General features: G+C 42.0%; 30 protein-coding genes. 6 read left to right on the forward strand and 24 right to left on the reverse strand.

Going from position 1 to position 24,403, the window contains the following annotated elements:
• Positions 1 to 75: 75 nt before the first annotated feature.
• The 5 genes from RMZ41_RS23555 to RMZ41_RS23575 form a co-directional block, all read right to left on the reverse strand.
• Positions 76 to 303: a type II toxin-antitoxin system HicB family antitoxin gene (locus RMZ41_RS23555; RefSeq protein ID WP_322642556.1), complete on the reverse strand. Its 228-nt coding sequence runs from the start codon at positions 301 to 303 to the stop codon at positions 76 to 78.
• A gap of 127 nt (positions 304 to 430) precedes the next feature.
• A complete protein-coding gene (locus tag RMZ41_RS23560; RefSeq protein WP_322642555.1) occupies positions 431 to 709 on the reverse strand; it encodes a HigA family addiction module antitoxin in 279 nt (92 codons plus the stop codon).
• A gap of 73 nt (positions 710 to 782) precedes the next feature.
• Positions 783 to 1,019, reverse strand: coding sequence for a 2Fe-2S iron-sulfur cluster-binding protein (locus RMZ41_RS23565; RefSeq protein ID WP_322642554.1), 237 nt, complete (start codon positions 1,017 to 1,019; stop codon positions 783 to 785).
• 85 nt (positions 1,020 to 1,104) lie between these two features.
• Complete coding sequence (gene cobQ / locus RMZ41_RS23570; protein ID WP_322642553.1) at positions 1,105 to 2,589, reverse strand: cobyric acid synthase CobQ; 1,485 nt, start codon at positions 2,587 to 2,589, stop codon at positions 1,105 to 1,107.
• 332 nt (positions 2,590 to 2,921) lie between these two features.
• A complete protein-coding gene (locus RMZ41_RS23575; RefSeq protein WP_322642552.1) occupies positions 2,922 to 3,326 on the reverse strand; it encodes an Npun_F0494 family protein in 405 nt (134 codons plus the stop codon).
• Between the two features lie 193 nt (positions 3,327 to 3,519).
• Between RMZ41_RS23575 and RMZ41_RS23580 the strand changes: the two genes are divergently transcribed.
• The gene (locus tag RMZ41_RS23580; RefSeq protein ID WP_322642551.1) at positions 3,520 to 3,960 is read left to right on the forward strand and encodes a peroxiredoxin; all 441 of its coding nucleotides are present in this window, start codon (positions 3,520 to 3,522) and stop codon (positions 3,958 to 3,960) included.
• A 192-nt stretch (positions 3,961 to 4,152) separates the two neighbouring features.
• Here the strand turns inward: RMZ41_RS23580 and RMZ41_RS23585 are convergent, their stop codons facing one another.
• The 5 genes from RMZ41_RS23585 to RMZ41_RS23605 form a co-directional block, all read right to left on the reverse strand.
• Entirely contained in the window at positions 4,153 to 4,545 is a 393-nt protein-coding gene (locus tag RMZ41_RS23585; RefSeq protein ID WP_322642550.1) for a hypothetical protein, read from the reverse strand.
• Between the two features lie 40 nt (positions 4,546 to 4,585).
• On the reverse strand, positions 4,586 to 5,476 hold the full coding sequence (locus RMZ41_RS23590; protein ID WP_322642549.1) for an ABC transporter permease: 891 nt from the start codon (positions 5,474 to 5,476) through the stop codon (positions 4,586 to 4,588).
• Positions 5,477 to 5,633: 157 nt separating this feature from the next.
• Positions 5,634 to 6,653: an ABC transporter ATP-binding protein gene (locus RMZ41_RS23595; protein WP_322642548.1), complete on the reverse strand. Its 1,020-nt coding sequence runs from the start codon at positions 6,651 to 6,653 to the stop codon at positions 5,634 to 5,636.
• A 232-nt stretch (positions 6,654 to 6,885) separates the two neighbouring features.
• A complete protein-coding gene (locus RMZ41_RS23600) occupies positions 6,886 to 7,386 on the reverse strand; it encodes a DUF2059 domain-containing protein (RefSeq protein WP_322642547.1) in 501 nt (166 codons plus the stop codon).
• 106 nt (positions 7,387 to 7,492) lie between these two features.
• Entirely contained in the window at positions 7,493 to 8,959 is a 1,467-nt protein-coding gene (locus RMZ41_RS23605) for an aminotransferase class I/II-fold pyridoxal phosphate-dependent enzyme (RefSeq protein WP_322642546.1), read from the reverse strand.
• Between the two features lie 85 nt (positions 8,960 to 9,044).
• On the opposite strand from RMZ41_RS23605, the gene RMZ41_RS23610 reads away from it, so the two are divergent.
• Positions 9,045 to 9,752 carry a M15 family metallopeptidase gene (locus RMZ41_RS23610; protein ID WP_322642545.1) on the forward strand — a complete coding sequence of 236 codons (708 nt, stop codon included), beginning with the start codon at positions 9,045 to 9,047 and terminating at the stop codon, positions 9,750 to 9,752.
• A 196-nt stretch (positions 9,753 to 9,948) separates the two neighbouring features.
• On the opposite strand, the gene RMZ41_RS23615 is transcribed toward RMZ41_RS23610, so the two are convergent.
• The 8 genes from RMZ41_RS23615 to rplU form a co-directional block, all read right to left on the reverse strand.
• Complete coding sequence (locus RMZ41_RS23615; RefSeq protein WP_322642544.1) at positions 9,949 to 10,422, reverse strand: TspO/MBR family protein; 474 nt, start codon at positions 10,420 to 10,422, stop codon at positions 9,949 to 9,951.
• An 89-nt stretch (positions 10,423 to 10,511) separates the two neighbouring features.
• Positions 10,512 to 10,985 (reverse strand): TspO/MBR family protein, encoded by a 474-nt coding sequence (locus RMZ41_RS23620; RefSeq protein ID WP_322642543.1) that lies wholly within the window; start codon positions 10,983 to 10,985, stop codon positions 10,512 to 10,514.
• A 1,001-nt stretch (positions 10,986 to 11,986) separates the two neighbouring features.
• Complete coding sequence (locus tag RMZ41_RS23625) at positions 11,987 to 12,175, reverse strand: hypothetical protein (protein WP_409875843.1); 189 nt, start codon at positions 12,173 to 12,175, stop codon at positions 11,987 to 11,989.
• A complete protein-coding gene (locus tag RMZ41_RS23630; RefSeq protein ID WP_322642542.1) occupies positions 12,175 to 12,324 on the reverse strand; it encodes a hypothetical protein in 150 nt (49 codons plus the stop codon). The genes RMZ41_RS23625 and RMZ41_RS23630 overlap by 1 nt, the downstream gene beginning before the upstream one ends.
• Positions 12,293 to 13,486 (reverse strand): NADH:flavin oxidoreductase/NADH oxidase, encoded by a 1,194-nt coding sequence (locus RMZ41_RS23635; RefSeq protein WP_322642541.1) that lies wholly within the window; start codon positions 13,484 to 13,486, stop codon positions 12,293 to 12,295. The genes RMZ41_RS23630 and RMZ41_RS23635 overlap by 32 nt, the downstream gene beginning before the upstream one ends.
• 163 nt (positions 13,487 to 13,649) lie before the next feature.
• On the reverse strand, positions 13,650 to 14,366 hold the full coding sequence (locus tag RMZ41_RS23640; RefSeq protein ID WP_322642540.1) for a molybdopterin-dependent oxidoreductase: 717 nt from the start codon (positions 14,364 to 14,366) through the stop codon (positions 13,650 to 13,652).
• A 212-nt stretch (positions 14,367 to 14,578) separates the two neighbouring features.
• The gene (rpmA, locus tag RMZ41_RS23645; protein ID WP_099099325.1) at positions 14,579 to 14,875 is read right to left on the reverse strand and encodes a 50S ribosomal protein L27; all 297 of its coding nucleotides are present in this window, start codon (positions 14,873 to 14,875) and stop codon (positions 14,579 to 14,581) included.
• A gap of 168 nt (positions 14,876 to 15,043) precedes the next feature.
• Positions 15,044 to 15,451, reverse strand: coding sequence for a 50S ribosomal protein L21 (rplU, locus tag RMZ41_RS23650; protein WP_322642539.1), 408 nt, complete (start codon positions 15,449 to 15,451; stop codon positions 15,044 to 15,046).
• A gap of 405 nt (positions 15,452 to 15,856) precedes the next feature.
• On the opposite strand from rplU, the gene RMZ41_RS23655 reads away from it, so the two are divergent.
• Together RMZ41_RS23655 and RMZ41_RS23660 are read left to right on the forward strand one after the other, a co-directional pair.
• The gene (locus tag RMZ41_RS23655; protein ID WP_322642538.1) at positions 15,857 to 16,090 is read left to right on the forward strand and encodes a Nif11-like leader peptide family natural product precursor; all 234 of its coding nucleotides are present in this window, start codon (positions 15,857 to 15,859) and stop codon (positions 16,088 to 16,090) included.
• A 291-nt stretch (positions 16,091 to 16,381) separates the two neighbouring features.
• Positions 16,382 to 17,470 (forward strand): DNA polymerase beta superfamily protein, encoded by a 1,089-nt coding sequence (locus RMZ41_RS23660; protein ID WP_322642537.1) that lies wholly within the window; start codon positions 16,382 to 16,384, stop codon positions 17,468 to 17,470.
• 101 nt (positions 17,471 to 17,571) lie between these two features.
• Here the strand turns inward: RMZ41_RS23660 and RMZ41_RS23665 are convergent, their stop codons facing one another.
• A complete protein-coding gene (locus RMZ41_RS23665; RefSeq protein WP_322642536.1) occupies positions 17,572 to 18,642 on the reverse strand; it encodes an LOG family protein in 1,071 nt (356 codons plus the stop codon).
• A 393-nt stretch (positions 18,643 to 19,035) separates the two neighbouring features.
• On the opposite strand from RMZ41_RS23665, the gene RMZ41_RS23670 reads away from it, so the two are divergent.
• Positions 19,036 to 20,223 carry a glycosyltransferase family 4 protein gene (locus RMZ41_RS23670; RefSeq protein ID WP_322642535.1) on the forward strand — a complete coding sequence of 396 codons (1,188 nt, stop codon included), beginning with the start codon at positions 19,036 to 19,038 and terminating at the stop codon, positions 20,221 to 20,223.
• A gap of 115 nt (positions 20,224 to 20,338) precedes the next feature.
• Here the strand turns inward: RMZ41_RS23670 and RMZ41_RS23675 are convergent, their stop codons facing one another.
• The 4 genes from RMZ41_RS23675 to apcB form a co-directional block, all read right to left on the reverse strand.
• Positions 20,339 to 20,527, reverse strand: a complete 189-nt coding sequence (locus tag RMZ41_RS23675; protein ID WP_322642534.1) for a hypothetical protein — start codon at positions 20,525 to 20,527, stop codon at positions 20,339 to 20,341.
• 35 nt (positions 20,528 to 20,562) lie between these two features.
• A complete protein-coding gene (locus RMZ41_RS23680; RefSeq protein ID WP_322642533.1) occupies positions 20,563 to 20,898 on the reverse strand; it encodes a XisI protein in 336 nt (111 codons plus the stop codon).
• Complete coding sequence (locus RMZ41_RS23685) at positions 20,886 to 21,305, reverse strand: element excision factor XisH family protein (RefSeq protein WP_322642532.1); 420 nt, start codon at positions 21,303 to 21,305, stop codon at positions 20,886 to 20,888. The genes RMZ41_RS23680 and RMZ41_RS23685 overlap by 13 nt, the downstream gene beginning before the upstream one ends.
• Positions 21,306 to 21,456: 151 nt before the next feature.
• Positions 21,457 to 21,966, reverse strand: a complete 510-nt coding sequence (gene apcB / locus RMZ41_RS23690; RefSeq protein ID WP_322642531.1) for an allophycocyanin subunit beta — start codon at positions 21,964 to 21,966, stop codon at positions 21,457 to 21,459.
• Positions 21,967 to 22,323: 357 nt separating this feature from the next.
• Between apcB and glnA the strand changes: the two genes are divergently transcribed.
• Positions 22,324 to 23,748, forward strand: a complete 1,425-nt coding sequence (glnA, locus tag RMZ41_RS23695) for a type I glutamate--ammonia ligase (RefSeq protein ID WP_322642530.1) — start codon at positions 22,324 to 22,326, stop codon at positions 23,746 to 23,748.
• A 123-nt stretch (positions 23,749 to 23,871) separates the two neighbouring features.
• On the opposite strand, the gene RMZ41_RS23700 is transcribed toward glnA, so the two are convergent.
• Positions 23,872 to 24,072, reverse strand: a complete 201-nt coding sequence (locus RMZ41_RS23700; protein WP_322642529.1) for a hypothetical protein — start codon at positions 24,070 to 24,072, stop codon at positions 23,872 to 23,874.
• Between the last annotated feature and the right edge of the window lie 331 nt (positions 24,073 to 24,403).

The raw sequence follows: 24,403 nt of genomic DNA on the forward strand, positions 1-24,403 counted from the left end.
TTGATATTGAACGCCTATCTTTCCTTGCACTTAGTTGTGGTTTTGACATTCATATTTCCAGATGCAAGATGTGAGTTAACGCACTCTACTTACTGTTGGTTCTGAAAGTGGATCGCCGACAGCTTCGTAAGCAATAATTAAAGACTCTAAAGCTTCAATTCCATTTGCTACTGCCAACTCGTAAGTATCCCCATGAGTCCGCCAGCGTTGTCCTGGAAAATCAGGCAATCCTACTAAGAAGCAATCATCTTCCTCAGACCATTGAATTAGCATTTGGTACTTGAGTTTATTTTTCTTTGGCATTAATTTTTTAAAAATGCGATCGCTACAGTGAGAAACAATGGGTCAAAGTTTCTTGTTATCTACCAAAAAATCTAATCATTGATTAGATTTTTGTTTATGCATTGACTTGTTTGAACTCAGATAATATTCAGGGAGAAATAGTAGGCTGAATTTCTTCACCCATTTTTTCTTCAGCTAGTCTAAGCTCATAATTTTTTTGTAAATTCATCCATAACTCAGCACCAGTACCAAACCATTGCCCTAATCGTAATGCCGTGTCAGCAGTAATTGCCCGTTCACCATTAATTATTTCAGTAATCCGGTTTGTTGGTACATGAAGGATACGTGCTAACTCACTTGCGCTTATTTGCAATTCGTGAAGCTCATCAGCAAGAATTTTCCCAGGATGGATGGGTGGCCGTGCCATCTTGTTCTCATTTAAGGATAATCATTATTAATAGTCCCATAACATATCAGTCCTTCTCAATGACAGGGCGACATTACCAAGTTGGATCGCTAAACAAATTAATTGTCAATTCCTCGCGTGGTGGTACTCCGGTAATGCAAGCGCGGATGATTTCTCCATCCTCTAATTCGACGGTGCAAGCGTGACAAGACCCCATGAGACAACCGGTGGGAATAAATACCCCAGCCCGGTCTGCTACATCTAATAGGGCTTCCCCCACTTCGGCATCTACTGTGACATCATCTGGTAAAAAGTGGACACGAACAACCATTAATAATTCGTAATTCGTAATTCGTAATTAAGACGGACTCAAAGTAAACAATACACCCTTTTGAAGTTTTTGATCGGAGCCTAGCTTAAGACAAAAATGGAGTTAAGTCTAAATGGCTTTCGACTTCAGCAGCTAAGGAATCTAAAATCTGCTCTCGATGTTCCCGGTAATTAGCAACGCCAGTGGGCAAAGATTTCAAACCGCGCTGTTGACGGAGGCGATTTAACCAAGCGCGTCGCCAAGGGCCGTTGTCAAAAAGCCCGTGGAGGTAACTCCCCCAAACTGATTGGCAACTATCTACTAATCCTAAATTAATATCGTCAAATAGGGCATGGTAGGATTGAGGGTCTATTCCTTGCTGTTCGATGCGCGATCGCCCTTGGTGGATTTCAAAGCCATTGACTGGTAAGCCTTGTTGCGGATAATTTGAGCTAACTTGGCGCTGGCGGGCAATTTTTTGTCCAGTAATTACAGTTCTAATTGGTAAAAGATTTAACCCTTGAAATCTGCCAGCTTGCCCTTCTATCCCTTCTGGATCGGCGATGATTTGACCGAGCATTTGATAGCCACCGCAGATACCTAAAACGGTTCCACCAGAAGCCGCATAGTGTTGGATAGCTTCTGCCATCCCGCTTTTTTGCAGCAGTAGTAAATCAGCAATTGTGGTTTTTGTACCTGGGATAATTACGGCATCAGGATGTCCTAAATCTTGCTTAGGACTGAGATATTTTACTGAAACTGTACTTTCTGATTCCAGTGGATCGAAGTCGGTGAAATTGGCAATTCTAGGTAAGCGGATGACGGCAATGTTGAGGTCAGTTTGGGCTTTACTTGATGAGGATTGACGTTCTAGCAAATCAAGGGAGTCTTCAGCCGAAAACACTTCTTGCAGGTAGGGTATAACACCGACAACAGGAATACCTGTGCGTTCTTCTAACCATTTTATTCCTGAATCTAGGAGCGATCGCTGTCCTCGAAATTTGTTAATTACTACACCCTTAATTAGGGCGCGTTCATCGGGTTCCAATAACTCTAAGGTTCCAACGACATGGGCAAAAGCACCACCCCGGTCAATATCAACTACTAACATCGTTGGCGCATTCAAATATTTTGCTACGCGCATATTAGTTAAATCGCGGTGCTTGAGGTTAATCTCTGCTGGACTACCGGCACCTTCACAAACCACCATGTCAAATTCTGTTCCTAAATGCTGAAGCGATTCTTCAATTGTCTTCCACCCCAGGTCAAAATATTGCTCGTAGTAATCTGAGGCACTCACCTTACCTACAGACCTACCTTTGATAATTACTTGGGAAGTCATATCCCCTTGGGGTTTGAGTAAAATTGGGTTCATTTCTACCCAAGGTACAACACCCGCAGCCCAAGCTTGCACTGCTTGAGCATAACCAATTTCTCCACCATTGGCAGTGACATAAGCATTTAAAGCCATATTTTGACCCTTGAAGGGAGCCACCCGCCACCCACGCCGCGACAGAATGCGACAAATAGCTGTAGTTAAAAGTGATTTCCCTGCATGGGATGTTGTCCCCACCACCATAATTGATTTCATAGTTGCTATTTATTTAGTTAGTTTTTCAAGATATTTGGGCATTGGGCATTGGGCATTGGGGTAGGGATAAGAGAGAAGGGGAGAATGAATTACCTCTTTCTCTAAGAAAGTAAGGGAATTTTACCCAAAACACACAGCGTAAGAGATAAAACGAGAATGAATTACTTCTTTCTCCTTTGCTGCCCCATGCCCAATTCCCAATGCCCCATGCCCAATTCCCAATTCCCAATTCCCAATTCCCACCACATTGTAAAGACTTCATGAACAGATGTGATGTTTCCGTATATATTATTCCCTTTGATTGCGTAATCCTAACTCTCGGGTTTTTTCTTCTAAAAGGGTATCCGTAACCAACGAATCACCGCATCGAATAAACGATCGCGCCATGAGGGTGTCCGCCAGTTTTTTCCCTGGTATTTTTCCACTAACTGACGACCCAAGGGAGTGAGGCGAAAACTATCTGTAATCCCCTGTCCATCAACTTCTCGACGCAATACACCTACTTGAATCAGCCAGCCCAAGGCGTTATCACAGGCTAATTCTGATAAAGGGCGCTTAGTATAGCCATGCTTGAGTCCATTGTCTAAGGCGATCGCAGTTAATGACACGCTCTGATGTCCCATGACTTCAAATAAAGATAGATTGAAGGGTGAACACACTAGCGATCGCTCTGCTCTTTCTACTGTGCTTTGAGGATAGACAAAAATATTTTGGTTTTGAGAATCAGCAACAGCCATTGTGTAGGACGATAAATTTTCTTCTAAAAAAGATTAATTCAAGAATATATTTTTTCTTGTACTATATACCTCATTTAACCAAAATTAGTTACCCAAAGTATAGTTCTGCTATTTTTTACTAATTATATTTAATGATTATAAATTAATGTAAAATTTCAAGTGCATCAACAATCTGAAACAGGAAAGGTTAATTATGCCTCTAGCAGTTGGTACGGATGCACCTGCATTTACCGCCAAAGATACAAACGGCAACACAGTCTCGTTATCTGATTTTGCCGGTAAGAAGACCGTTGTTTTGTATTTTTACCCCAAAGATGACACGCCAGGCTGCACCAAACAAGCCTGTAGTTTTCGGGATGCCCAAGAAGAATATCAAGGTAAAGATGTTGTAATCTTGGGAGTCAGTGCTGATGATGAAGTATCTCATCAAGCATTCACCCAAAAATATAATTTGAATTTTCCCCTACTGGCTGATTCCGACAAATCCTTAATCAAAGCTTTTGATGTGGATGGCGGCGGTTATGCCAAGCGTGTCACCTACGTAATTGACCCCAACGGTAAAATTACTCATGTTGACGCTGCTGTAAATACTACTACCCATGCTAGCGATATATTAGCTGCACTTGGGCTGTAGTTTTTTACCCTAATAAGTAAGGGTTTTTTAATAGTCTCAACCCCAAGTCTTAATAGTCTGTCAAGTTTAAATTTATGGTTCAACAAGTTTGTAGTAAGGATAGTCCTTATTTTCTAAGCATTCAAGTGCTTACTACAAACCCGCAAAACTAGCTGACAAAGTATTAAAGGCTTGGGGGTTCTTTGTTTGACTTCAGTTACCTGACGGTAATGGCAGCGTAAACGATGGCTGCGTAACCGATGGCGAAGTGGGGATTGCTTGTTGTGGTTGAACTTGTTGAATTCGTTTTTGTTGCCTTGCTTTAAAGGCTGCTGCGGCTGAGTCTAACTGTTCATTTTGCTGATTAGAATCCCAGTTGAGAGTCCCGAAATTCGCCCGATGAATCAGGTCAAACATATTGAAATTGTCTGAGTTTGAGCGGGCGAAGGGATCGGTATTTTGGTCTGTTGTACTATTACTGGGAAAAGCATCTGCTGGGCTGCTGATTTGAGCCAAACTGGGTTGAGATATGAGCAAGGAAGCAAAGCTCACACCTGCAACGGTAGCTACAAATAGTCTAGGAATTTGTAAAAATGGTTTTTTCATGGGATTTTGACCCTAAATAAAATTGCTCTATTTTATCTTTTTAAGCAAGAGTTCGCCGCAGTTGGGGTTGAATGCTCAATAAAGCGACAAGGGCAAAGCCAAACAACACCAACAACGCTCCCCCAAAGGTAACATTGCCCCAAGGAGCTTGCATTACTACGCTACCTAATTCCCAACTTTTATGGAGATATAAATAGCGAATGGGTTCGATCGCATAGCTGAGAGGATTTAAGGTTGCTACAACCTGTAACCACTGAGGCATGAAGGATAAAGGAGCCAAAGCAGTACTAGCAAACAATAATGGTAGGTTAGTGACAAAAATCACTGCAATCAATTCAATGTGTCCTGGTAGGGCGAAAGCTAAACCGAGGGAGATAGCTGTCACACCCAAAGCTAAGAGGAAGACAATGAGAGCGATCGCACTTAAACCAGCTGCATCGGGTAGTCCAGCGCCCAAGAATGCCGCCGCCGCTATAATCACGGCTGCTTGCAGCAAACTTTGGCTAATGATGAAGATTGCCGAAGCGAAGACTATGGAAAACCGCGATGCTAAGGGTGCTACCAGTAAACGATTTAAAAAACCGAATTCACGGTCAAACATTACGGGTAAACCAGCATTCAGCGCTCCAGCAAAGGCTGTGAACACAATAATGCCAGCCGCTAAAAATTGTCCGTAATTGGTTGTTGTGTTGCCAAATATACCCTTGGGGGCATTTTGGAACAAAGCACCAAACAGTATCAACCACATAACTGGCTGAATAATTCCCGCAACCAAAGTTGAGGGACGGCGTTGCAACTGAATAAACAAGCGACGAGTTAAAGCTAATGTCTCTTGTACCAATTCAGCGAGAAAGTTAGGTGCAGGATTAATATCTGCTTGTGGCGATGTTATCGGTTGCCAATTGATATCAGTTTTAGGAGTAACGCTCATAATTTGGGAATTGGGGATTGGGGATTGGGAATTGGGAATTGGGAAATGGGAATTGGGGATTGGGGATTGGGGATTGGGAATTGGGAATTGGGAATTGGGAATTGGTATTTTTCCCCTTGCGCTCTGCCCCCTGCCCCCTGCCCCCTGCTTCCTCCCCTTATCTCATAAGCTGCTTCTTCTCAGCCTTGGGATCGCGGGTGGCTACGGCTGCAAGTTCTGCATCCATTAGGGTGCGTCCTGTAGCGGCGAGGTAAACGTCATCGAGGCTGGGGCGAGATTGGGCAATGCCAAATATGGGCAAGCCAGCAGTATTTAGCGCTTGCTGTATGTTAATGAGAACATCGTTTTGAGGTGTCACTACTAAGTTGAGGGAATTACCTTGAGCGCTGTTGATGATGGCTTCTTGCACAAAGGGCAAAGTTTGCAAGAGGTTTTTAGCTTTTTCTGCTTCCTCAATGGGGGAAAACTCGCGGATTCGCAAGGTGATGCGATCGCCCCCTACTTGATCTTTTAATTGCGAAGGTGTGCCAGAGGCAATTACCACGCCGCGATCTATAATTGCCACGCGATCGGCTAAAGCGTCAATCTCTTCTAAATAATGGCTGGTAATTACTACCGTTGTCCCAGAGGCGCGTAATTTTCTCAGGAAATCCCACACCACGAAGCGGGTTTCTATGTCAAGCCCCACAGTTGGCTCATCCAATACCAGAACATCTGGTGCATGGAGCAATCCAGCAGCCAAGTCTAGGCGCTTGCGTAAACCGCCGGAATAGGTTCCTGTCTTTTTATTGGCGTATTCTTGCAAACCGAGTAAATCTAATACCGTCTCAATGCGCTGTTTGGCTACTGCGCGTGGAAGGTGATAAAGTGCTGCTTGCAATTGCAGCAGTTCTTTTCCAGTTAGCACCTTATCTATAGCTACTTCCTGAGCAACATAGCCTAGTCGTTGTCTTGCCACTCTGGGATTATCCAACACAGAGATGCCAGATACTTCGATTTTGCCAGCATCCGGTGTGGTCAGCGTACACAAGGCACGCAAGGTTGTAGTTTTCCCAGCACCGTTGGGGCCGAGTAAACCAAAGATTTCTCCCGGCTCTACCTGAAAGGAAACATCTTGGACGGCAACCACTGTGCCGTAGCGCTTTTGCAAATTTTGAATGAAAACGGCGGGAGCCATGACAGCTTTTCCCCAACTATACAAATCTCAATAAAGTCTATCTTTATTGTAGAAGCTAGGGAGTAAAGTTGATTGCCTTTAAAGTTGCTTTTTTAAGCAAGTCACAATAGGCACGCCGGGAGCAAGAGAGCAAAAAGAATCTTGCCCCTTTGCTTGTTATTAACATGATTGGTAATTGAGCAGAACCTAAAAATTACCCATTTCTAAATTCCACTTAAAATCATACACTGCTTTATTTTTTGGGGCGGATATATCCTTCTGCTTCCAATTTTTTTAAGGCTCTTTCGGCTGCTGCTATTCCATATTTTTTCCCAATATCATAAGATTCTTGAGAGATTTGGGGAATAACGGTAATTGTCTTTTTCCCTACAGGTGTCTGATAAAATGCAATTATTTGTTTTATTTCTTCATTAGTAAAGTATTTATTATAAACAGGAATAAACTCATTTACCATATCATCTATCTTGAGTTCAGCAGCAAAACTATCCCAAAACTTTTGAGGAACTTCAGGGTATTCGGATTTGAAACTAATTAATAATTGAGTAATGATCTGTCTAGAAATATTTTTTGCACCAGTTATCTCTAATAATTTATTGATATTATTAGTTTTTTCTATTTCTTGAGCGTTACTACTTGGTGCAATAGTATTAGTTGGACTTTGAGCAAAAACGGGTTTATTATACGCTGTTGCCAGGGAAAGTACTACTGCTAAGAACCAAAAATTTATCTTCATGGATTTAAATTTATTATTAATAGAGTATGATTCAGTTTGATTTGAGAAACGAGCAAAAATTGTGAAAAATGCCTTAAAATTATTATTCTTAAACTTATCATATAAGTTATTGTTTGACTACCTTGAGTTTGCGTAAACTAATATCAGTACAACCACTGATAAATCCTCCCATCACCTGAATTTGTTGCAGATATTCAAGGACAGGTTTGGTGATGATTTCTCCCGGCATTAATACAGGAATTCCTGGGGGATAGGGACAGACGATTTCGGCACAGATGCGATCGCTTGTTTGGGCTAAAGGCAATGTTTCACTGGCGGCAAAAAAGGCTTCACGGGGAGAAAAATGTAAAGCATGAGCCTGTGTAGTTAAAAAATTTTGCTCATTAGGACTTGTAATCAAGTTGGTTTGGCGATATTCTTTGGCAAGAGTGGTAAAACTTTGTACTAATTGCTCAATATCGGCTGTAATGTTGCCCAAACTAATGATAAAGGTGAGGTGTTGCAGCGAGGCGAATTCAGCAGTGACAGCAAATTTTTCATCTAGAATTTCCTCTGCTTCAAATCCGGTTAAGCCTAAACCAGACACGGTTACTGTTAATCGCGTTTCGTCTAAAGTCACAAAGCCGGGAGATCCCCCCAACTCTATAGATAGTAAAGATAATCCAGGAATTTGACTAATTTTTGTTCTCGCTTCGTTAGTAAGTTCCAATGTGCGGGACATCAGCATTTTTCCGTGGAGTGCCATTTGCTGACGCGCTGCATCTAAAGAAGCTAAAAGTAAATAACTAGGACTGGTAGATTGTACAAGTTGCAAAGCTTTACTGATGCGATCGCAATCGATCCTGTCACCTTGAATATGCAGCATTGATGCCTGTGTCATTGCACCGAGTACTTTGTGGATGGATTGTATCGTTAAATCAGCACCTGCGGCTAAAGCTGGAGTGGGTAATTCGGGATGAAAGGCAAAGTGTGCGCCGTGCGCTTCATCTACAAGTAAAGGGATATTGTATTTATGGGTGATGTTGGCGATCGCACTCAAATCTCCACAAACACCGTAATATGTTGGGTAAACTGTCAACACTGCTTTCGCGTCGGGATGTTGTTGGAGTGCAGATTGTACCGCATTGGACGTGATGCTGTGGGCAATATCTAAAACTGGATCGTATTCAGGATTGAGAAAAATCGGTATAGCGCCAGAGAGAATTAAACCTGCGATCGCAGAAGAATGTACATTACGAGGCAAAATGATTTTATCCCCTGTACCACAGGTAGCGAGAATTGCTGCTTCAATTCCACAGGTAGAACCATTAACCAGAAACCATGTTTGCGAAGCGCCAAAAGCTTCAGCCGCCAGTTGTTGCGCTTCTTGAATAACTCCTTGGGGCGCAAAGAGATTATCTAAATCTGCTAATTCTGTTAAATCAGCGCGAAAGATTTTTGTACCAAGTAAATCAGTCAAGAGTTGAGAAACTCCCTTACCTTGTTTATGCCCTGGCGTGTAAAAAGGCGCATGAGGTCTTGCTACATTGGCTTTTAAGGCATCTAATAAAGGTGCTTGGTTTTGATTGAGCATTTAATAATTCGTAAATAAACTACTCCTCATGTACAGCATGAGGTAATAATTACGAATTACGAATTACGAATTACGAATTATTTACATGAGACCTTATCATCAAATCCCAATTTTCGAGTGTGGTGAACCACTAATGGCGATTCCTTTAGAATTGTTTGCAGTGGAATCTCCCCACCCTTATGAAAAATTAGGTGCTACTTATGGCGATCGCTCACCTTATTATCTCCGTCAAAGGGTTATTGAAAATTTGATCCAAGCGCAAAATTATCTTGATTTGCTGCATCCCAACTGGCATATCCAAATTTTCGATGCTTATCGCCCGATCGCAGTTCAGCAGTTTATGGTAGATTACAGCTTCACCCAAGCACTACAGGATAGGGGATTAACTTACGTGGAGTTATCCCCAAAGCAACGCCAAGAGGTTTGGGAAGCGGTGTATGAAATTTGGGCTGCACCAAGTTTGGATGAAAAAACTCCCCCTCCTCACAGTACAGGTGCAGCGGTGGATGTGACGCTGGTAGATGATGGTGGGCAAATAGTAAATATGGGTTCGCCCATTGATGAAATGTCAGCGCGATCGCATCCCGATTATTATGCCAACAATGACCACGCAGAAGCACAACAGTATCATGCCCACCGCCAGCTGTTGCAAGATGTCATGTTAAAAGCTGGCTTTCAACGCAATCCTAGAGAGTGGTGGCATTTTTCTATTGGCGATCAAATGTGGGCTTGGCTGAATAATCAATCCAATCCAGCCAATCCTGTCACAGCACGTTATGGGCGGCTTGTATAGAAAAAGAATTCAGGAGTCAGAATTCAGAATTCAGAATTGAAGTTTGACTGGCAGACTTTGGTAGGAGTGCTTAATCGAACGCGGAATAAATGGTGAAACTAAATACTAAATCTTTATTGCCGAACGTATAAGGGATGAACGCTTATTCATCCCACATATTCTTCTGACTACTGAATTCAGACTTCTGAACTCTACTTCAAGCATCTAAAGGATTCAGTTCCTTTAACTCGTCGGTAGTGTAAGTACCAATGGGAGTCCAAACTAAATAGGGAACGAGTAACAGCGCTGCCATTAGAGAAATCGGCAAAACGCAGATTGTGAGGACAACGCCTGAAATCAAACCAACTAGCCCAAGAACTTCCCCAACTTTGAGGCTGCGAAATCTCAACATTGTAGGTATGTAGGCGACGGTGATAATTTCCACCAACAGGTACAAAGCCATTAGTAGCCAAGCGATCGGGCTTCCGGGATTTTTTTCCCACACAACATAAGCTGAAGCTGCACCACAAATAAAAATCACAGTCCAGATGATCGGAATCAACGGCTCAAAAACTAGCCAACGAGGGCGACTTAGATTTGCAAACCATTTAACATCACGCGGCGTAATAAAGAAACTTCCAAGGGCGATGAAGAAAGTTACAGCCCCAATTATTATCCAAGATGGAATCATAATGCACTCCTGCTTGTGTATTTTGTCAAGTCATACACTGCAAGTTTGACAATTTAGGGCATAGCTTTAATCATTCTCTGGTGCGAATCTTAGGCATCTTGAGGATTGAGACGGATCATCTGCCAAGTGGTATAAGTACCGATGGGACTCCAGAGTAAATAAGGAACTAGTAGCAATGCTGCCCAACCAGAAATGCTTAAAACTGCAAGTATCAATAAAGCACAAATGATAAAACCTGTGCCACCAAGAATTGTACCGACTTTCAGACTGCGAAGCTTAAACATTACAGGCGTATACGCAATAGTCACAATTTCTAAGAGCAAGTATAAACCCATGATTAACCAGGTTGAGGTGCTTCCTGGGTCTTTTTCCCAGACAATATAAGCAGACCAAGCACCGCAAATAAATATTACAGTCCAGATAATTGGAATCGCACCCTCAAAAGTTAGCCATCTTGGTCGTTGTAAGCGCTTGAACCATTGGCGATCGCTAGGCGTAATCACGTTAGCGGCTAAAGCAACCAAGAAAGCCACGCCCCCAATTACCATCCAAGATTTAATCATGCCCGTTAGTCCTTTACAAGCGCTATATCGCTTAATATCACTCTTTATAGTGTGATTTTGCCAATTTAATTGCTATTTACTCATCATCCCTGAGTTTGAAACCTCCACATCGTTTGGCAGGATTTTAAATTATTGGGCATTGGGAAGAGGCGGGGAGCAGGGGAGCAGGGGGCAGGGGGCAGAGAGCAGGGGGCAGAGGGCAGGGAGCAGGGGAACGTATTGAGCTTAAACTCACTTCTCCCATGTCTTGAGGTTAGTTGTAATTATTCTAATTTTTATCTAAAGATTAAGTTTAAAAGCGGTTTCTTATTACTTATGACAGTTACTTTAAATCATTCTGATGAGTGAAAGTATATATACTTAACAATTGAGGTTCAAAGCATGGACTCAACAGGTAAGGTTCAAACTGTGGACTCATCCTGGTCTATTCCACTACCATTGGAAGAGTATGCAATGAGCCGAGTAACTGTCTACTTTTATAGCGATAGATGGGTTCCAATTAAATATTGTTCTTTGAAAAAGGCAATTTTGCTTCACCAGAAGGCAAACTTAGAAGGCAAGGAAATTTTATTATTTCCTGCTAATCTAGATCCTAATCAACTCTCAAAGTCCTTTAACTAAAATGCGTCGAGGTAGACTATTTTTCAAATATCTTGGCAACAAATGAATCGGATATAAAGGCGTACTTGTGTACGCCTTTACTTGTAAATTGGATTGAAATATAGGATTACTATTTGATTTTTGAACGAAATTAGGTATTGTAGAGTGTGTTAGAACGGAGTTCGTAACGCACTATTATCACGGGTTTGATGCGTTACGCTGTCGCTAACACATCCTACGGATATTTTCAGACATCAAACCGGATTCCTATATTTACTCATAATGCTTTTCCTCTACATAAAGCTGGCACTCATTCGCAATACTACGTACTAATTCTGATCGCATGACGTTTTCATTTTTCAAAAACCGATAATAAGCCATCTGTTCTACCCGATTTCGACTTATTTGCCTTTTAGCTCCATTAATGAGCCTCTGAACTCCATTAATGAACCTCTGAACTCCATTAATGAGGCTTTGAACTCCATTAATGAACCTCTGAACTCCATTAATGAGGCTTTGAACTCCATTAATGAACCTCTGAACTCCATTAATGAGCCTCTGAACTCCATTAATAAGCCTTTGAACTCCATTAGACCTTTTGCAAAAGTGCTTTTTGCACTCTTAGGGAAAAAAGAGCGATCGCAATCATATCATCTGCGGTTAAACACAAATTAATTGCGATCGCACTGTAGCAAACTTGTTGAGATTTATTTCCCCTGTCTGCGTTGTTTAACCGCATAACCGTAGGGTAAAGGCCAGTTCGGTTCCTCATCTAGGCTGTAACGCGCTCGAATCGACCAATATGGATCGCGGAGCATTTCTCGACCGACGAGAACCAAATCTGCACATCCACGAGTAATTAATTGATTAGCATACTCAGCCTCCCTTATCAACCCCACGGCCCCTGTCCTAATCCCAGCCTCTTCTCGGATTTGGGCAGCAAAAGGCACTTGATAACCTGTCTGTACGGGAATCCTGGCATGAGGGACTATGCCTCCTGTGGAAACATCGATTAAATCAACACCTAATTCCTTGAGTTCACGGGATAATATAACTGACTGCTTGATATCCCAACCTCCCTCTACCCAGTCTGTAGCAGAGAGGCGCACAAAAAGCGGCATCCCATTTGGCAGAACCTCTCGGATTCGTCTTGTCACCTCAAGTAATAAACGCATTCGGTTCTCTAACGAACCTCCATAACGATCTGTTCGTTGATTACTTAGCGGCGAAAGAAAGGAGTGCAGTAAATATCCATGAGCCGCGTGGATTTCGATAATCTCAAAACCTGCTTGCAGGGCACGCTGGGTTGTGGCAACGAAGGCTTCAATCACCTCTCCAATGCCAGCCTCATCCAGGGCGATGGGAACGGGGCCGCCCTCTTGAAACGGAATTTGGCTTGGCCCGACTACCGACCAACCTCCTTGTTCAGGTGTTAACGGTGCGCCACCCTGCCAGGGAACATCACAACTTGCCTTCCGTCCAGCATGGGCTAATTGAATCCCTGCGATCGCTCCTTGTTGACGAAGAAAGCGGACAATCCGAGCTAGTGGCTCAATATGCGTATCATCCCAAAGACCAAGATCGCCAGGTGTGATTCGCCCTTGGGCTGTCACGGCTGTAGCTTCCACTATAATCAGCCCAGTACCGCCAGCAGCCCGACTCCCCAAATGGACGAAGTGCCAATCATTGGCGAATCCATCCTCTGCTGAGTATTGACACATTGGTGACATCGCTATGCGATCGGGCAGAGTGATATCTCGAATTTTCAATGGACTAAACAAGTCCACTTCCGGTACATCTGAATCGTGCAGACTCGTTGATTGACAACCGGGCGAATCTATGGATTCTAATTCAGTCTTGACTGGGGATGATGGCGAGGTTGTTAGCTTCTCTGTAGTCATGCTGTTGCTTTTCCGTGCTTCGTGGACTAACACAAACGAATTTTAACTAATCCCCATAATTCTCCATCCCTCTATAGTTTGGGGATGTAAGGAACTTCCAACTAAAAAACATACTATCCCACAAGGACAAGGTAAAATTTTCTCCCCCTGCTCCCCTGCTCCCTCATAACCCTGCAAACCACTCATAACCCTGATCCTCCCAATAGCCTTTAAGAGGTAACAAATTGCTGACGAATGTAATTTGAGTTACCCACTTGCTTTGCTTGTAGCCCAGTTTAATTGGGGATGCTAGACGTATGGGCGCACCGTGATCAACTGATAATGGTTGCCCATTCTTTTGATAAGCCATGAGAGTTTGAGGATGTACAGCAGAAGCAAGATCCCAGCTTTCATAGTAACCATCAGCAGATTTAAAGTAGACATAGCGGACATTTGACTTCGGCTGTACCAGTGCTACCAAGTCTCGTAATCGCACACCTCCCCATTGAGCGATCGCTGCCCAGCCTTCAACACACACATGGCGAATTATCATTGAAGTTAGGGGAAGTTTTTCAATATCTGCCATGCTCAATTGCATCGGATTACTAACTTCACCATCAATCTTCAGCCGAAACTGCGCCGCATCGATTTGCGGGGTGAAATCAAAAGTATTAACCAGTAACTTATCTGCTTCTATGGCACTGACAGGAAATTCTGGAACTGGTTTTTGACTTAACAAGAGTGCTTCCAGACTTTGATTTAGCGGCTCAGATATTTGCCGCAGATTATCTGAGAACAAATTTGTCCCACAGCCACCTAAAAGAAAGCCTACCCCTGAAAGTCCAGATACTTGCAATAACCGACGACGCGATAGGGTGCGTTTGGGAAGAATCAGACTCATATTACCTCTACAGGAGCATAGATTTAACTAGACAGATACTTCCTATCTTCAGGGCAAGTAATATTTTGTTATTGAAGAATATCTGCGCTTTGATGATTTTGATCCAAATCTGTGGATAACAGAAGAACAAAGCGACTTTTATTTAGGCAAATCTAAAAATCATCCCAGTGCCAAATAGTGATTAGGGCGGGAACAGTACCCACCCTAAGACTCTAACTTGCTACTGCTTCAGCAGGGGCTGCCTCAGCAGCAGTTATGGGTAAATAAACACTAACCTTTTTACGGGTTTTGCCTTTTCTTTCAAACATTACAACACCGTCGATTAAGGCAAACAGAGTGTCATCGCTACCAATACCGACGTTGTTACCAGGGTGAAATTTAGTCCCGCGCTGACGCACGAGAATGTTTCCTGCACGCACAACTTGACCGCCATAACGCTTGACACCCAGACGTTGGGCGTTAGAATCACGACCGTTACGTGTACTACCTGTTCCTTTCTTGTGAGCCATGATTTCCTCTTTATCTACTTCTTTTATTATCAAAACAGAATTCAGGAGTCAGGAGTCAGAATTCAGTATAAATTCTGCATGAGTGTTTGGTAGTCTTAAATTCAGTGGTGGGTCTGAATCCTCCACTGATTTATTCTGGCTTCTGAATTCTGACTTCTGAATTCTTCTTCAATCAGCAGCAACTTCCACTTCTTCAGCAGAAGTGTCATTAGCAACGGGAAGTTCCTTCTCCGCTTCTCCTTGGGCAACAAACACTTCACCGTTAAGGGTGATAGAGTCAATCATAAGTCTGGTAATTTCTTGACGATGCCCCCGCTTTTTGCGGGTTTTCTTTTTCGGCTTCATCTTGTATACCAAGACTTTACGACCTCTGTAATGTCGCATTACAGTCCCTTCTACAGTCGCACCTGTCACTAGTGGCTGTCCAATGCTGACTTCGCCATCGTGTTGTACGAGTAATACGGAGTCTATTGTAACTTTTTCATCTGGTTCGGTGGGAAGCAGTTCAATATCATAAAACCGCCCTGGCTCTACTCGTATTTGTTTGCCGCCAGTTTCAATAATTGCGTAGGTCATTAAATTGTCCTTGAGGTTGCCGTACAGGTAGCTGGTTTTTATCTCCTCTAGAGAGGCTTTTGCCAGCTTTTGTAATATGTCTACCTGATCCGAGCAGGAATTAGACAGACAATCTAATATTCTATTTTATTCACAAGGGGTAAGTCAAGCTTTTATTTGCCAAAATTCGTGATGGCGATCGCTTACTCAAAAATACTGCTTCCATCTTAGGGATGATTTATACAAACTATAAGAAATATTTTAGACTCAAACTTATAGTTTCTTGTCAATATCCACACATTTTTATTCTTTGTTTTAGAATTAAATCTACGCGCTTAATCTAATAGTTCTTTACAGAATTTAAAGAATTGACAAAATCAAATTGTTACATTCAAACCTGATATTTAAAACAGGAGATGGATTGTCATGACCCAGCAAAATGCTAGCCGACTTTTTCAAGCTGTAAAACAAGATCAAGCATTACAGCAAAGACTCAAGGCAACAGCCGATCCAGAAGCCTTCGTTAAGATTGCTAAAGAGCGTGGCTATGACTTTACAGTTGATGAACTAGAAAATGAAATCAACAACTTATCTGAGGAAGATTTAGCTGCGATCGTCAATCCAGGATGGGGAACTAGACGGCATCTTAATCCTAGATAATTCCTATTCTAAGAAACTGAAAGTATAGGAACAACTGAGTTGAAAAATTTTGCTCCTCAAGGGGATACAGTTGCATCATCTCCTTGAGGGGCAATTTATATTAAACTCAGCAACTTTGCTTATACCAATTCTCCATAAGTTTGCACTTAATTATTACTCCTTCTCTCTTGGCGTACTTGGCGTACTTGGCGGTTCGTTTAAAATTAAGTGCATCTTCATAGCGAATTGGTATTACTATCTTCTCACCTGCTTAAGTCATGAGTTAGGATGACTATATTTTAATCAGGTGATATGGAAAGAATAGAAGTTGAGCAAAGAACTATTTTAATTGGTTTGGCAGGTAGCCACGGCTATGGTTTAAATCGTCCTGATTCAGACTTTGATTATCGCGGAGTATTTATTGCACCTAAAAGATACTACTTGGGATTCGATCGCATAGAACAAAAAGATACTGGTTGGGATGAACCAGGAATATTTCCATTCATTGATGGTAACAAAGACACAGTTATATATGAATTAAGAAAAATCCTCCAGTTATTAGCGGGTGCGAATCCCAATGTTTTAGAATTGCTCTGGTTAAATAACTATCCTTTTCTCAGTACAGTTGGACAACATTTAATTAATCATAAGCAGCTATTTTTGAGCAAAAAGGTAAAACATACTTACACTGGTTATGCCTTTGCTCAAATCAAAAAGATGGAAACTCATCGCAAATGGTTATTAAAGCCACCGCAAAAAAAACCAATACCATCTGACTTTGCCATAGAAGACGAAGCACCCCTTAGCAAAGATGAGCTAAATGCTTTTCTAGAGTATCTTTATAACTTAATCAGAGGAAGAATTGAGTTTTTGGAAGAAGCGGAGCAGTTATACCAATTACTAACAGCAGATATTGATTTTAAAGGAGTACTAAAACAATATACTTTACCCGATGAAACTTTAGAATATACCCAACACTTAACTAATAGCCGTAAAGATTTTATCCGTTTGCTTCAAAAAAGTCAAAGTTATCAAATAGCTTTAAGAGAATGGAAAGCTTACTTATCTTGGCAGGAAAATAGAAATCCGGCTAGAGCAGAAATGGAAAAAAAGTCGGGTTTTGACCTCAAACATGGGATGCACTGCATTAGATTGTTACGCAGTGGAGTAGAAATATTGCGACAAGGTGAAGTGATTGTAGATAGAAGAATAGCTGGTGATGTTGAGGATTTAAAGGCTATTTTAAAGGGTGAATATTCTTATGAGCAGGTGATGAAAATGGCAGAAGATTTGGTTGCCGAAATGGAAACTGTTTATGAGCATTCTGCACTACCTCACAAACCTGATTTAGAGCAAATTAATGAGTTGTGTATGGAATTAGTAGAAATGCAAAATTGGTAAATTCAAGTAAGAAGATGCGCTTGATTTATATGGGGGGCAATTCATGAATTGCCCCTACCTGGAAATTAAGGTTTCGGCTAAAGTTTGGTGTAAGTCTTGAGCTACTTCCTTTCTGGATGCGCTGCATCCTCTGGTGAAGGATCGCCCATCTGATTAATTGTGGCAATCATCTGATATAAGCGCCCCAAGTCACGTTGATTGAAGTACAAGATCAGGCGGGGTAATTCAGCAGTTTCATCTTGTGCTTCTTGAGGTAATGCCTGACTTTTTTCAATCTGTCCTTTAATAAGAATGTCACTGAAATTAGCATTGAGTTGCTTTACAAGAGCGTCTGATATATCTGTCTTTAGGCGAATAACTAACTGATTGCTGACATAACGGCATGAATGATAAACCTGGTAAAAACGAGTGATTGCATTACAAGCGACCTCCAGGTTATCTGTCACCGTGTAAAGGCTAGGGTCTTCAGAACTGACAAGCCTATTTTGTACTAATTCCTTATTAATATATTCGCTCCAAGAGCGCCAGTAAGTACCACCAGGACGATCGATTAAAACTAGAGGTACTGGGCCAAATTTACCATTCTGGCTTAATGTCATACATTCAAAAGCTTCATCTTGAGTGCCAAAGCCCCCCGGAAATAAGGCTATAGCATCACTTTCTTTGAGGAGAAACAGCTTGCGGGTAAAGAAATATTTGAAGTTAATTAGCTTGGGATCACCCTCTATAAATGGGTTTGCTTCCTGTTCAAAGGGTAACTGAATGTTTAATCCGAAGGAATTTTCTCGCCCAGCGCCTTCGTTACCCGCTTGCATGATTCCGCCGCCGCCGCCGGTCATCACCATAAATCCTAATTGAGAAATAGTACGAGCAAAATCAAGGGCCATTTGGTACTCTGGTCTATCTGGTGCTAGACGGGCAGAACCAAAGATGGTGACTTTGCGAACGTGTCGGTAATCATAAAATAGCTGGAAACCGCGTTCCATATCTGCTAAGGCAGCCGACAAAATTTTCCAGTCGAGACGCTCAATCTCGTTATCAGATAGACGAACAATGGTGGCAAGTGCTTGCTGAATAAATTGCCGATTTTTTAATGTCGGTAAACGAGCGATCAATTCAGCGATATCCGCCTGTAAAGACTCTAATGTGTCAAATGACGCAGATGAAGCCATGAGAACTGCTGCAACAATGGCATTATATTCTACGTGAATGGCTCACACTCTAGCAAGCGGAATACAGCCCTGTGATGTACGGTTAGCACTCTCAAAACTGGCTTTGAGGTGGGATTTCTCAAGCTGAAATTCCTATCTTTTGAGATTGTAAGTTGGAAGGTGGTGTTCAAACCTACCAATTTTAAGGCTTTTGGCTCTAACTTCTTGTACGGCGAGCAATCTGTCCTCTGTGTCTAGAGTATTTTGTTTATTTGGATATTTGATAAGCTTTAACAAAATAACAGTTAAAAAATCTAACAATTTTAGTAAACATACTCACTACATTTGCCACCCTTGTATTTTTAGGTAAATGTAGTTTTTTAGATATTTGTAAAGTGTCGGGGAGTCTAGCAGATGAAGATATTGGTACTGAGTTGGGAGTTTCCGCCAAGGATTGTTGGGGGAATTGCGCGGCATGTGGCGGAGTTGTACCCAGAACTGGTAAAGCTAGGACATGAAATCCACTTAATTACAGCCGAATTTGGTCAGGCATCAATGTATGAGGTAGTTGAGGGAGTAAAGGTACATCGCGTGCCTGTAGCATATAGTAACGACTTTTTCCACTGGGTAGTCAATCTCAACCTGAGTATGGGAGATCACGGTGGTAAGTTGATTTTAGAGGAAGGGCCGTTTGATTTAATTCATGCCCATGATTGGTTAGTAGGAGACGCTGCGATCGCTCTCAAGCATAGTCTCAAAATACCACTAATTGCCACAATTCACGCTACAGAATACGGACGCTACAACGGTATTCACACAGATATCCAAAGCTATATAAATGGCAAAGAAAACTTGCTGGCTTTCAACGCTTGGCGAATTATCGTTTGTAGCGATTATATGCGTCAAGAAGTAGAACGAGCATTACAAAGCCCTTGGGACAAAATCGATGTCATTTATAACGGTATCCGAGCCGAAAAAAAACAGCATCACGTAGATTTTCATGCGCTGGATTTTCGCCGCCAATTTGCTACAGACAATGAGAAGATCGTCTATTACCTTGGCCGCATGACTTATGAAAAGGGTGTACCGATATTACTTAATGCTGCACCCAAGATACTTTCAGAAATGGGAGGCAATGTTAAATTTGTCATCGTCGGTGGCGGCAATACTGACCATCTCAAGCGCCAAGCTTGGGATTTAGGAATTTGGCATCATTGCTATTTTACCGGTTTTCTTTCCGATGATTACTTAGATAAATTCCAGACTGTCGCTGATTGTGCCGTGTTTCCCAGCCTTTACGAACCCTTTGGGATTGTCGCTTTAGAAAGCTTTGCTTCTCGTGTTCCCGTAGTAGTTTCTGATACTGGTGGTTTTCCTGAAGTGGTGCAACATACCAAAACGGGCATTGTGACTTGGGTGAACAATCCCGATTCTTTAGCTTGGGGAATTTTGGAAGTTTTGAAAAATCCAGGTTATCGGCAATGGTTGGTAGATAACGCTTATGAAGATTTAGAGCGCCGCTTTAGCTGGCCGAAATTAGCTAGGCAAACAGAAGAAGTATATCAGCGAGTTGTGCAGGAGCGATCGCAAATTGCCTGGTAAGGAACTTCTCATATCCAGATTTCTTCAATACCTGGTAGATTTCAAAAAAAGCGATCGCTCTTTCATCTTTGTTGAGAAAGTGCGATCGCTATATTTTATACTGCTTGTTGAATTACTAAATATCCTGTTGGTTCAACTCGCGTGTGATGTGATCAAACGGTTCATCAACATGAGACGAGCTTGGAAATAATGAAGCAGCATTATTAGCTTGGCAAAAAAATATTAAACTTGATCCTAGCGATCGCTCTAAATGGCGATCGCAGATGAAATAATCGACTTTAGAACGTTTAAGAAGTTTAAACAAGCTCTAGCTGATTTGAAAGTTCTCAGTAAAGATAATCAAGATACAGCAAAATCCGTGTATTGCCGTAGTTCATCAGGATGGAAACCCAAAACAATATCTTCGCGCAAGATACCCACTTCTAATAATGCCTCCGCTACTGGCTGGGAAGTACCATCATATTGAATCCAGACTTTATCATCAATAATATCTATATGTACCACCGAACCATGTACGCGGCGCACCCCATCCCAACCGATATGTAACACTTCGTAATGGTCTCGCTCCGAGTCAATTACGGCTTCTGTCTCTATTTGACCGTTAGCAGGCTTGTGACTAGCATAGTCAAATATCAGCTGACGAATAATTTCACGATACCGAGCTAGCTTATCCATCTGATAATCCTTTCTAGTTGCTCGTCAAAGACAATTAGGTTTATTCCTATACTATTAAGAATTAGCTGACCAAAGCGTTCAGAAAATATACCCTCGTAAACCCGCTTGGGAACTGCTAAATAAAGTTGGCGTTTTGGTTGTAGTTCTTTAAGCACGCTGGGATAAACTTCATATTGTCCTACAGCTTCCTGGAGGTCATTCACGGGAGAAGGACTCAGAAAACTTTTGATTTCAACAGCTATTTTTTGATCGTCTCTCTCAGCAGCAATGGTAACTTTTTCTGCTCCAATATCTACGTAAAGTTCTCTACCCCCGTATCCAAGGTATAAGGGATCGTTGGTTATTGTCCAACCATCTGCTATAAGTGCTTTAATGACTGCGGCGTGGTAGATGTCCCTGGCTGGCATTAGTCGAAAGATAGCTTCAAAAATACAGCTTTAATCTAGCAAAGCTAAACTCATAGAGTTTACAAAAAAAGCGATCGCTCTTTTTCAGTAAGATAAAAGTGCGATCGCTATTTATAATTATTGTGAAGCAAACATCTTGCCCACCGATAATCTAAATATCTATCTCGCTTAACTCACGTGTGATGTGATCGAATGGTTCATCCACAAAAGCAGTATTAGCCACACCTGCTGCTGCCACTTGTTCCTTAATCAGATCCTTGAGAATCTGGATACCGCGAACCGTGGGGCCAATAGGTACTCCTAAAGAATTGTAAGTTTCCCGTAGCCCTTGCAGCACACGCTCATCCAATACATTTGTATTCCCAGCAACTAGCGCATAGGTGGCATAGCGCAGATAGTAGTCCATATCCCGCAGACAAGCTGCATAACGACGAGTTGTATAAGCATTCCCACCAGGGCGAATCAATTCTGGCAATTCTTCAAATAACTTCAAACCAGCCTGCTTAATAAGTGCAGCCGCATTAGAATTTATCGCCGCCGCCGCTTGTACTCGTGCTGTACCACTGTCAAAGTAAGACTTCAGGCTATCGATCGCATTCCGATCAAAATACCGACCAGCTAAGTCATAATTCTTAATTAAACTTGTTACCGCATCGCGCATTCTTTTTTCTCCCAATCCTTGCTATTTATGGTTTGATATTTATTTGGCTGCACTTATGCACCAGTAAATTTTTGTGCTATTTAAAATAGATTCGGCACAAAAACAATCTATCCACTATTTAAGGATTCTATGCCAAAGTTGACCCCTATATGATGAACTTTCCAGTTTTGTACAGATGATCCCCGAAAGGTTAATATAACCTGATAATCTAGATATCTGTAACATAAGCTACAAAATCCGCTAATGTCTACTATTTAAGATATTTCTGGTGTGTCACGGCCTGATTGAGATCAGCAGGGTTAGGATGCAATGTAAGATTCTGGTTTACTTTAGGAAATTGGTAGAGAAGGAGTAACAATGACAACACCACAAGAACTCTTGAAGAAAATTCAAGATGAAAAAATTCAACTGATTGATCTCAAATTCATCGATACAGTCGGGACTTGGCAGCACCTCACACTGTACCAAAACCAAATCGATGAGACTGCATTCACTGATGGCGTACCTTTTGACGGTTCCAGCATCAGGGGTTGGAAAGCAATCAACGAATCCGACATGACGATGGTACTCGACCCCAACACTGCTTGGATCGACCCATTTATGGAAGTGCCAACACTAAGTATAATTTGTAGTATCAAAGAACCCCGCACAGGCGAATGGTACAACCGTTGCCCACGGGTTATTGCTCAAAAAGCAGTAGATTACTTAGTTTCCAGTGGTCTTGGTGACACAGCTTTCTTTGGCCCGGAAGCTGAATTCTTTATATTTGACAGTGCTAGGTTTGCCCAAACTGCAAACGAAGGCTATTACTTCTTAGATTCCGAAGAAGGTGCTTGGAATTCTGGTAAAGCCGGTACAGAGAACAAACCCAACTTGGGTTACAAACCACGCTTCAAAGAAGGTTACTTCCCAGTTTCACCCACGGATTCTTTTCAAGATATCCGTACAGAAATGTTGTTGACAATGGCAGAATTAGGTGTGCCCATTGAAAAACATCACCATGAAGTTGCTACTGGTGGTCAGTGCGAACTAGGTTTCCGCTTTGGAAAGTTGATCGAAGCGGCTGACTGGTTGATGATTTACAAATATGTCATCAAGAACGTTGCTAAAAAATATGGCAAAACCGTTACCTTCATGCCAAAACCAATTTTTGGCGATAACGGTTCAGGAATGCACTGTCACCAGTCCATTTGGAAAGATGGTCAACCTCTGTTTGCAGGTGATAAATATGCTGGTTTGAGCGATATGGGCTTGTACTACATTGGTGGTCTTCTCAAACACGCACCAGCACTGTTAGCAATTACTAACCCTAGCACCAACTCATATAAGCGCTTAGTACCTGGTTATGAAGCACCAGTAAACTTGGCTTACTCCCAAGGAAACCGTTCTGCTTCTATCCGTATTCCTTTATCTGGTACTAACCCTAAAGCCAAGCGTTTAGAATTCCGTTGTCCAGATGCGACATCTAATCCCTACTTGGCATTTGCTGCAATGCTTTGTGCTGGTATTGATGGCATCAAGAACAAAATCCATCCTGGTGAACCCTTAGATAAGAATATCTATGAACTTTCTCCAGAAGAACTGGCAAAGGTTCCTTCAACTCCAGGTTCTTTAGAATTGGCGTTGCAAGCGCTAGAAGAGGATCACGCCTTCTTGACCGAATCAGGCGTTTTCACGGAAGACTTTATCGAAAATTGGATTGACTACAAGCTAGGTAATGAAGTCAAGCAGTTGCAACTACGTCCTCATCCCTACGAATTTTACCTCTACTACGATGCTTAAGTTAAGAGTCGTATCTAACTAAAATTAATAAGTTTCGCCACCCTAAAGTCGAGGGTGGCTTTTTTTTCCAGAGTTGTCAGTTGAGATATTCACTCAAAAAATCCAGCTTAAAACTCTTGAAACTTAGCTCATGGAAGCGTGGCTGGGCCCATAAATCATCCGACTGCTAGCATCTACCTTCCCTTGAATTGGGTTCCAGTAGTGCGCTGCTTCTTCAGGAAGACCAAGTTCTTGTGCAGCCCGCATCAGCATGGATTGTTGACGATTCTTGACTTGCTGATGTTCGCGCACCATTAACGCACGAGATTTATCTGCAATAGACATAACCATAGTCCTCTCTATTTTGTGAATATATAATTTTTGGTTTCTCTATAAACTAATATAGCAAAGATTCTGTAACATAAGCTACTTTTTACATAAGTTTATGTTTGCTTTTGCTGACAATATGAGGTATTTTTTCCTAAACCTCGAAAAATCTTCCCTAAACCTTTGATGGCTAAAATCATCTGACCGAAGAGGCAGGGGGCAGGGGGCAGGGGGAGAGAAAATCGTTTTGATTCGGTGAAATTGGATAATTTATTTCTTGGAAGTCCCTTATCTCACCAAGAAGCTCCGTTTCAGTTTTCCCCCTTGCTCCCTGCCCCCTGCTCCCCTG

It is taken from the genome of Nostoc sp. DedVER02 (genome assembly GCF_034530675.2).
GTDB lineage: Bacteria > Cyanobacteriota > Cyanobacteriia > Cyanobacteriales > Nostocaceae > Nostoc.

What these genes read in the sequence shown, in the direction of transcription:
- rpmA (WP_099099325.1), bottom strand. Translation starts at nt 14,875, where the DNA reads ATGGCTCACAAGAAAGGAACAGGTAGTACACGTAACGGTCGTGATTCT.
- RMZ41_RS23615 (WP_322642544.1), bottom strand. Translation starts at nt 10,422, where the DNA reads ATGATTCCATCTTGGATAATAATTGGGGCTGTAACTTTCTTCATCGCC.
- cobQ (WP_322642553.1), bottom strand. Translation starts at nt 2,589, where the DNA reads ATGAAATCAATTATGGTGGTGGGGACAACATCCCATGCAGGGAAATCA.
- RMZ41_RS23620 (WP_322642543.1), bottom strand. Translation starts at nt 10,985, where the DNA reads ATGATTAAATCTTGGATGGTAATTGGGGGCGTGGCTTTCTTGGTTGCT.
- RMZ41_RS23680 (WP_322642533.1), bottom strand. Translation starts at nt 20,898, where the DNA reads ATGGATAAGCTAGCTCGGTATCGTGAAATTATTCGTCAGCTGATATTT.
- rplU (WP_322642539.1), bottom strand. Translation starts at nt 15,451, where the DNA reads ATGACCTACGCAATTATTGAAACTGGCGGCAAACAAATACGAGTAGAG.
- RMZ41_RS23595 (WP_322642548.1), bottom strand. Translation starts at nt 6,653, where the DNA reads ATGGCTCCCGCCGTTTTCATTCAAAATTTGCAAAAGCGCTACGGCACA.
- RMZ41_RS23555 (WP_322642556.1), bottom strand. Translation starts at nt 303, where the DNA reads ATGCCAAAGAAAAATAAACTCAAGTACCAAATGCTAATTCAATGGTCT.
- RMZ41_RS23605 (WP_322642546.1), bottom strand. Translation starts at nt 8,959, where the DNA reads ATGCTCAATCAAAACCAAGCACCTTTATTAGATGCCTTAAAAGCCAAT.
- RMZ41_RS23685 (WP_322642532.1), bottom strand. Translation starts at nt 21,305, where the DNA reads ATGCCAGCCAGGGACATCTACCACGCCGCAGTCATTAAAGCACTTATA.
- apcB (WP_322642531.1), bottom strand. Translation starts at nt 21,966, where the DNA reads ATGCGCGATGCGGTAACAAGTTTAATTAAGAATTATGACTTAGCTGGT.
- RMZ41_RS23640 (WP_322642540.1), bottom strand. Translation starts at nt 14,366, where the DNA reads ATGAGTCTGATTCTTCCCAAACGCACCCTATCGCGTCGTCGGTTATTG.
- RMZ41_RS23610 (WP_322642545.1), top strand. Translation starts at nt 9,045, where the DNA reads ATGAGACCTTATCATCAAATCCCAATTTTCGAGTGTGGTGAACCACTA.
- RMZ41_RS23590 (WP_322642549.1), bottom strand. Translation starts at nt 5,476, where the DNA reads ATGAGCGTTACTCCTAAAACTGATATCAATTGGCAACCGATAACATCG.
- RMZ41_RS23565 (WP_322642554.1), bottom strand. Translation starts at nt 1,019, where the DNA reads ATGGTTGTTCGTGTCCACTTTTTACCAGATGATGTCACAGTAGATGCC.
- RMZ41_RS23700 (WP_322642529.1), bottom strand. Translation starts at nt 24,072, where the DNA reads ATGTCTATTGCAGATAAATCTCGTGCGTTAATGGTGCGCGAACATCAG.
- RMZ41_RS23660 (WP_322642537.1), top strand. Translation starts at nt 16,382, where the DNA reads ATGGAAAGAATAGAAGTTGAGCAAAGAACTATTTTAATTGGTTTGGCA.
- RMZ41_RS23580 (WP_322642551.1), top strand. Translation starts at nt 3,520, where the DNA reads ATGCCTCTAGCAGTTGGTACGGATGCACCTGCATTTACCGCCAAAGAT.
- RMZ41_RS23600 (WP_322642547.1), bottom strand. Translation starts at nt 7,386, where the DNA reads ATGAAGATAAATTTTTGGTTCTTAGCAGTAGTACTTTCCCTGGCAACA.
- glnA (WP_322642530.1), top strand. Translation starts at nt 22,324, where the DNA reads ATGACAACACCACAAGAACTCTTGAAGAAAATTCAAGATGAAAAAATT.
- RMZ41_RS23560 (WP_322642555.1), bottom strand. Translation starts at nt 709, where the DNA reads ATGGCACGGCCACCCATCCATCCTGGGAAAATTCTTGCTGATGAGCTT.
- RMZ41_RS23670 (WP_322642535.1), top strand. Translation starts at nt 19,036, where the DNA reads ATGAAGATATTGGTACTGAGTTGGGAGTTTCCGCCAAGGATTGTTGGG.
- RMZ41_RS23635 (WP_322642541.1), bottom strand. Translation starts at nt 13,486, where the DNA reads ATGACTACAGAGAAGCTAACAACCTCGCCATCATCCCCAGTCAAGACT.
- RMZ41_RS23630 (WP_322642542.1), bottom strand. Translation starts at nt 12,324, where the DNA reads ATGCGGTTAAACAACGCAGACAGGGGAAATAAATCTCAACAAGTTTGC.
- RMZ41_RS23665 (WP_322642536.1), bottom strand. Translation starts at nt 18,642, where the DNA reads ATGGCTTCATCTGCGTCATTTGACACATTAGAGTCTTTACAGGCGGAT.
- RMZ41_RS23625 (WP_409875843.1), bottom strand. Translation starts at nt 12,175, where the DNA reads ATGGAGTTCAAAGGCTTATTAATGGAGTTCAGAGGCTCATTAATGGAG.
- RMZ41_RS23655 (WP_322642538.1), top strand. Translation starts at nt 15,857, where the DNA reads ATGACCCAGCAAAATGCTAGCCGACTTTTTCAAGCTGTAAAACAAGAT.
- RMZ41_RS23585 (WP_322642550.1), bottom strand. Translation starts at nt 4,545, where the DNA reads ATGAAAAAACCATTTTTACAAATTCCTAGACTATTTGTAGCTACCGTT.
- RMZ41_RS23575 (WP_322642552.1), bottom strand. Translation starts at nt 3,326, where the DNA reads ATGGCTGTTGCTGATTCTCAAAACCAAAATATTTTTGTCTATCCTCAA.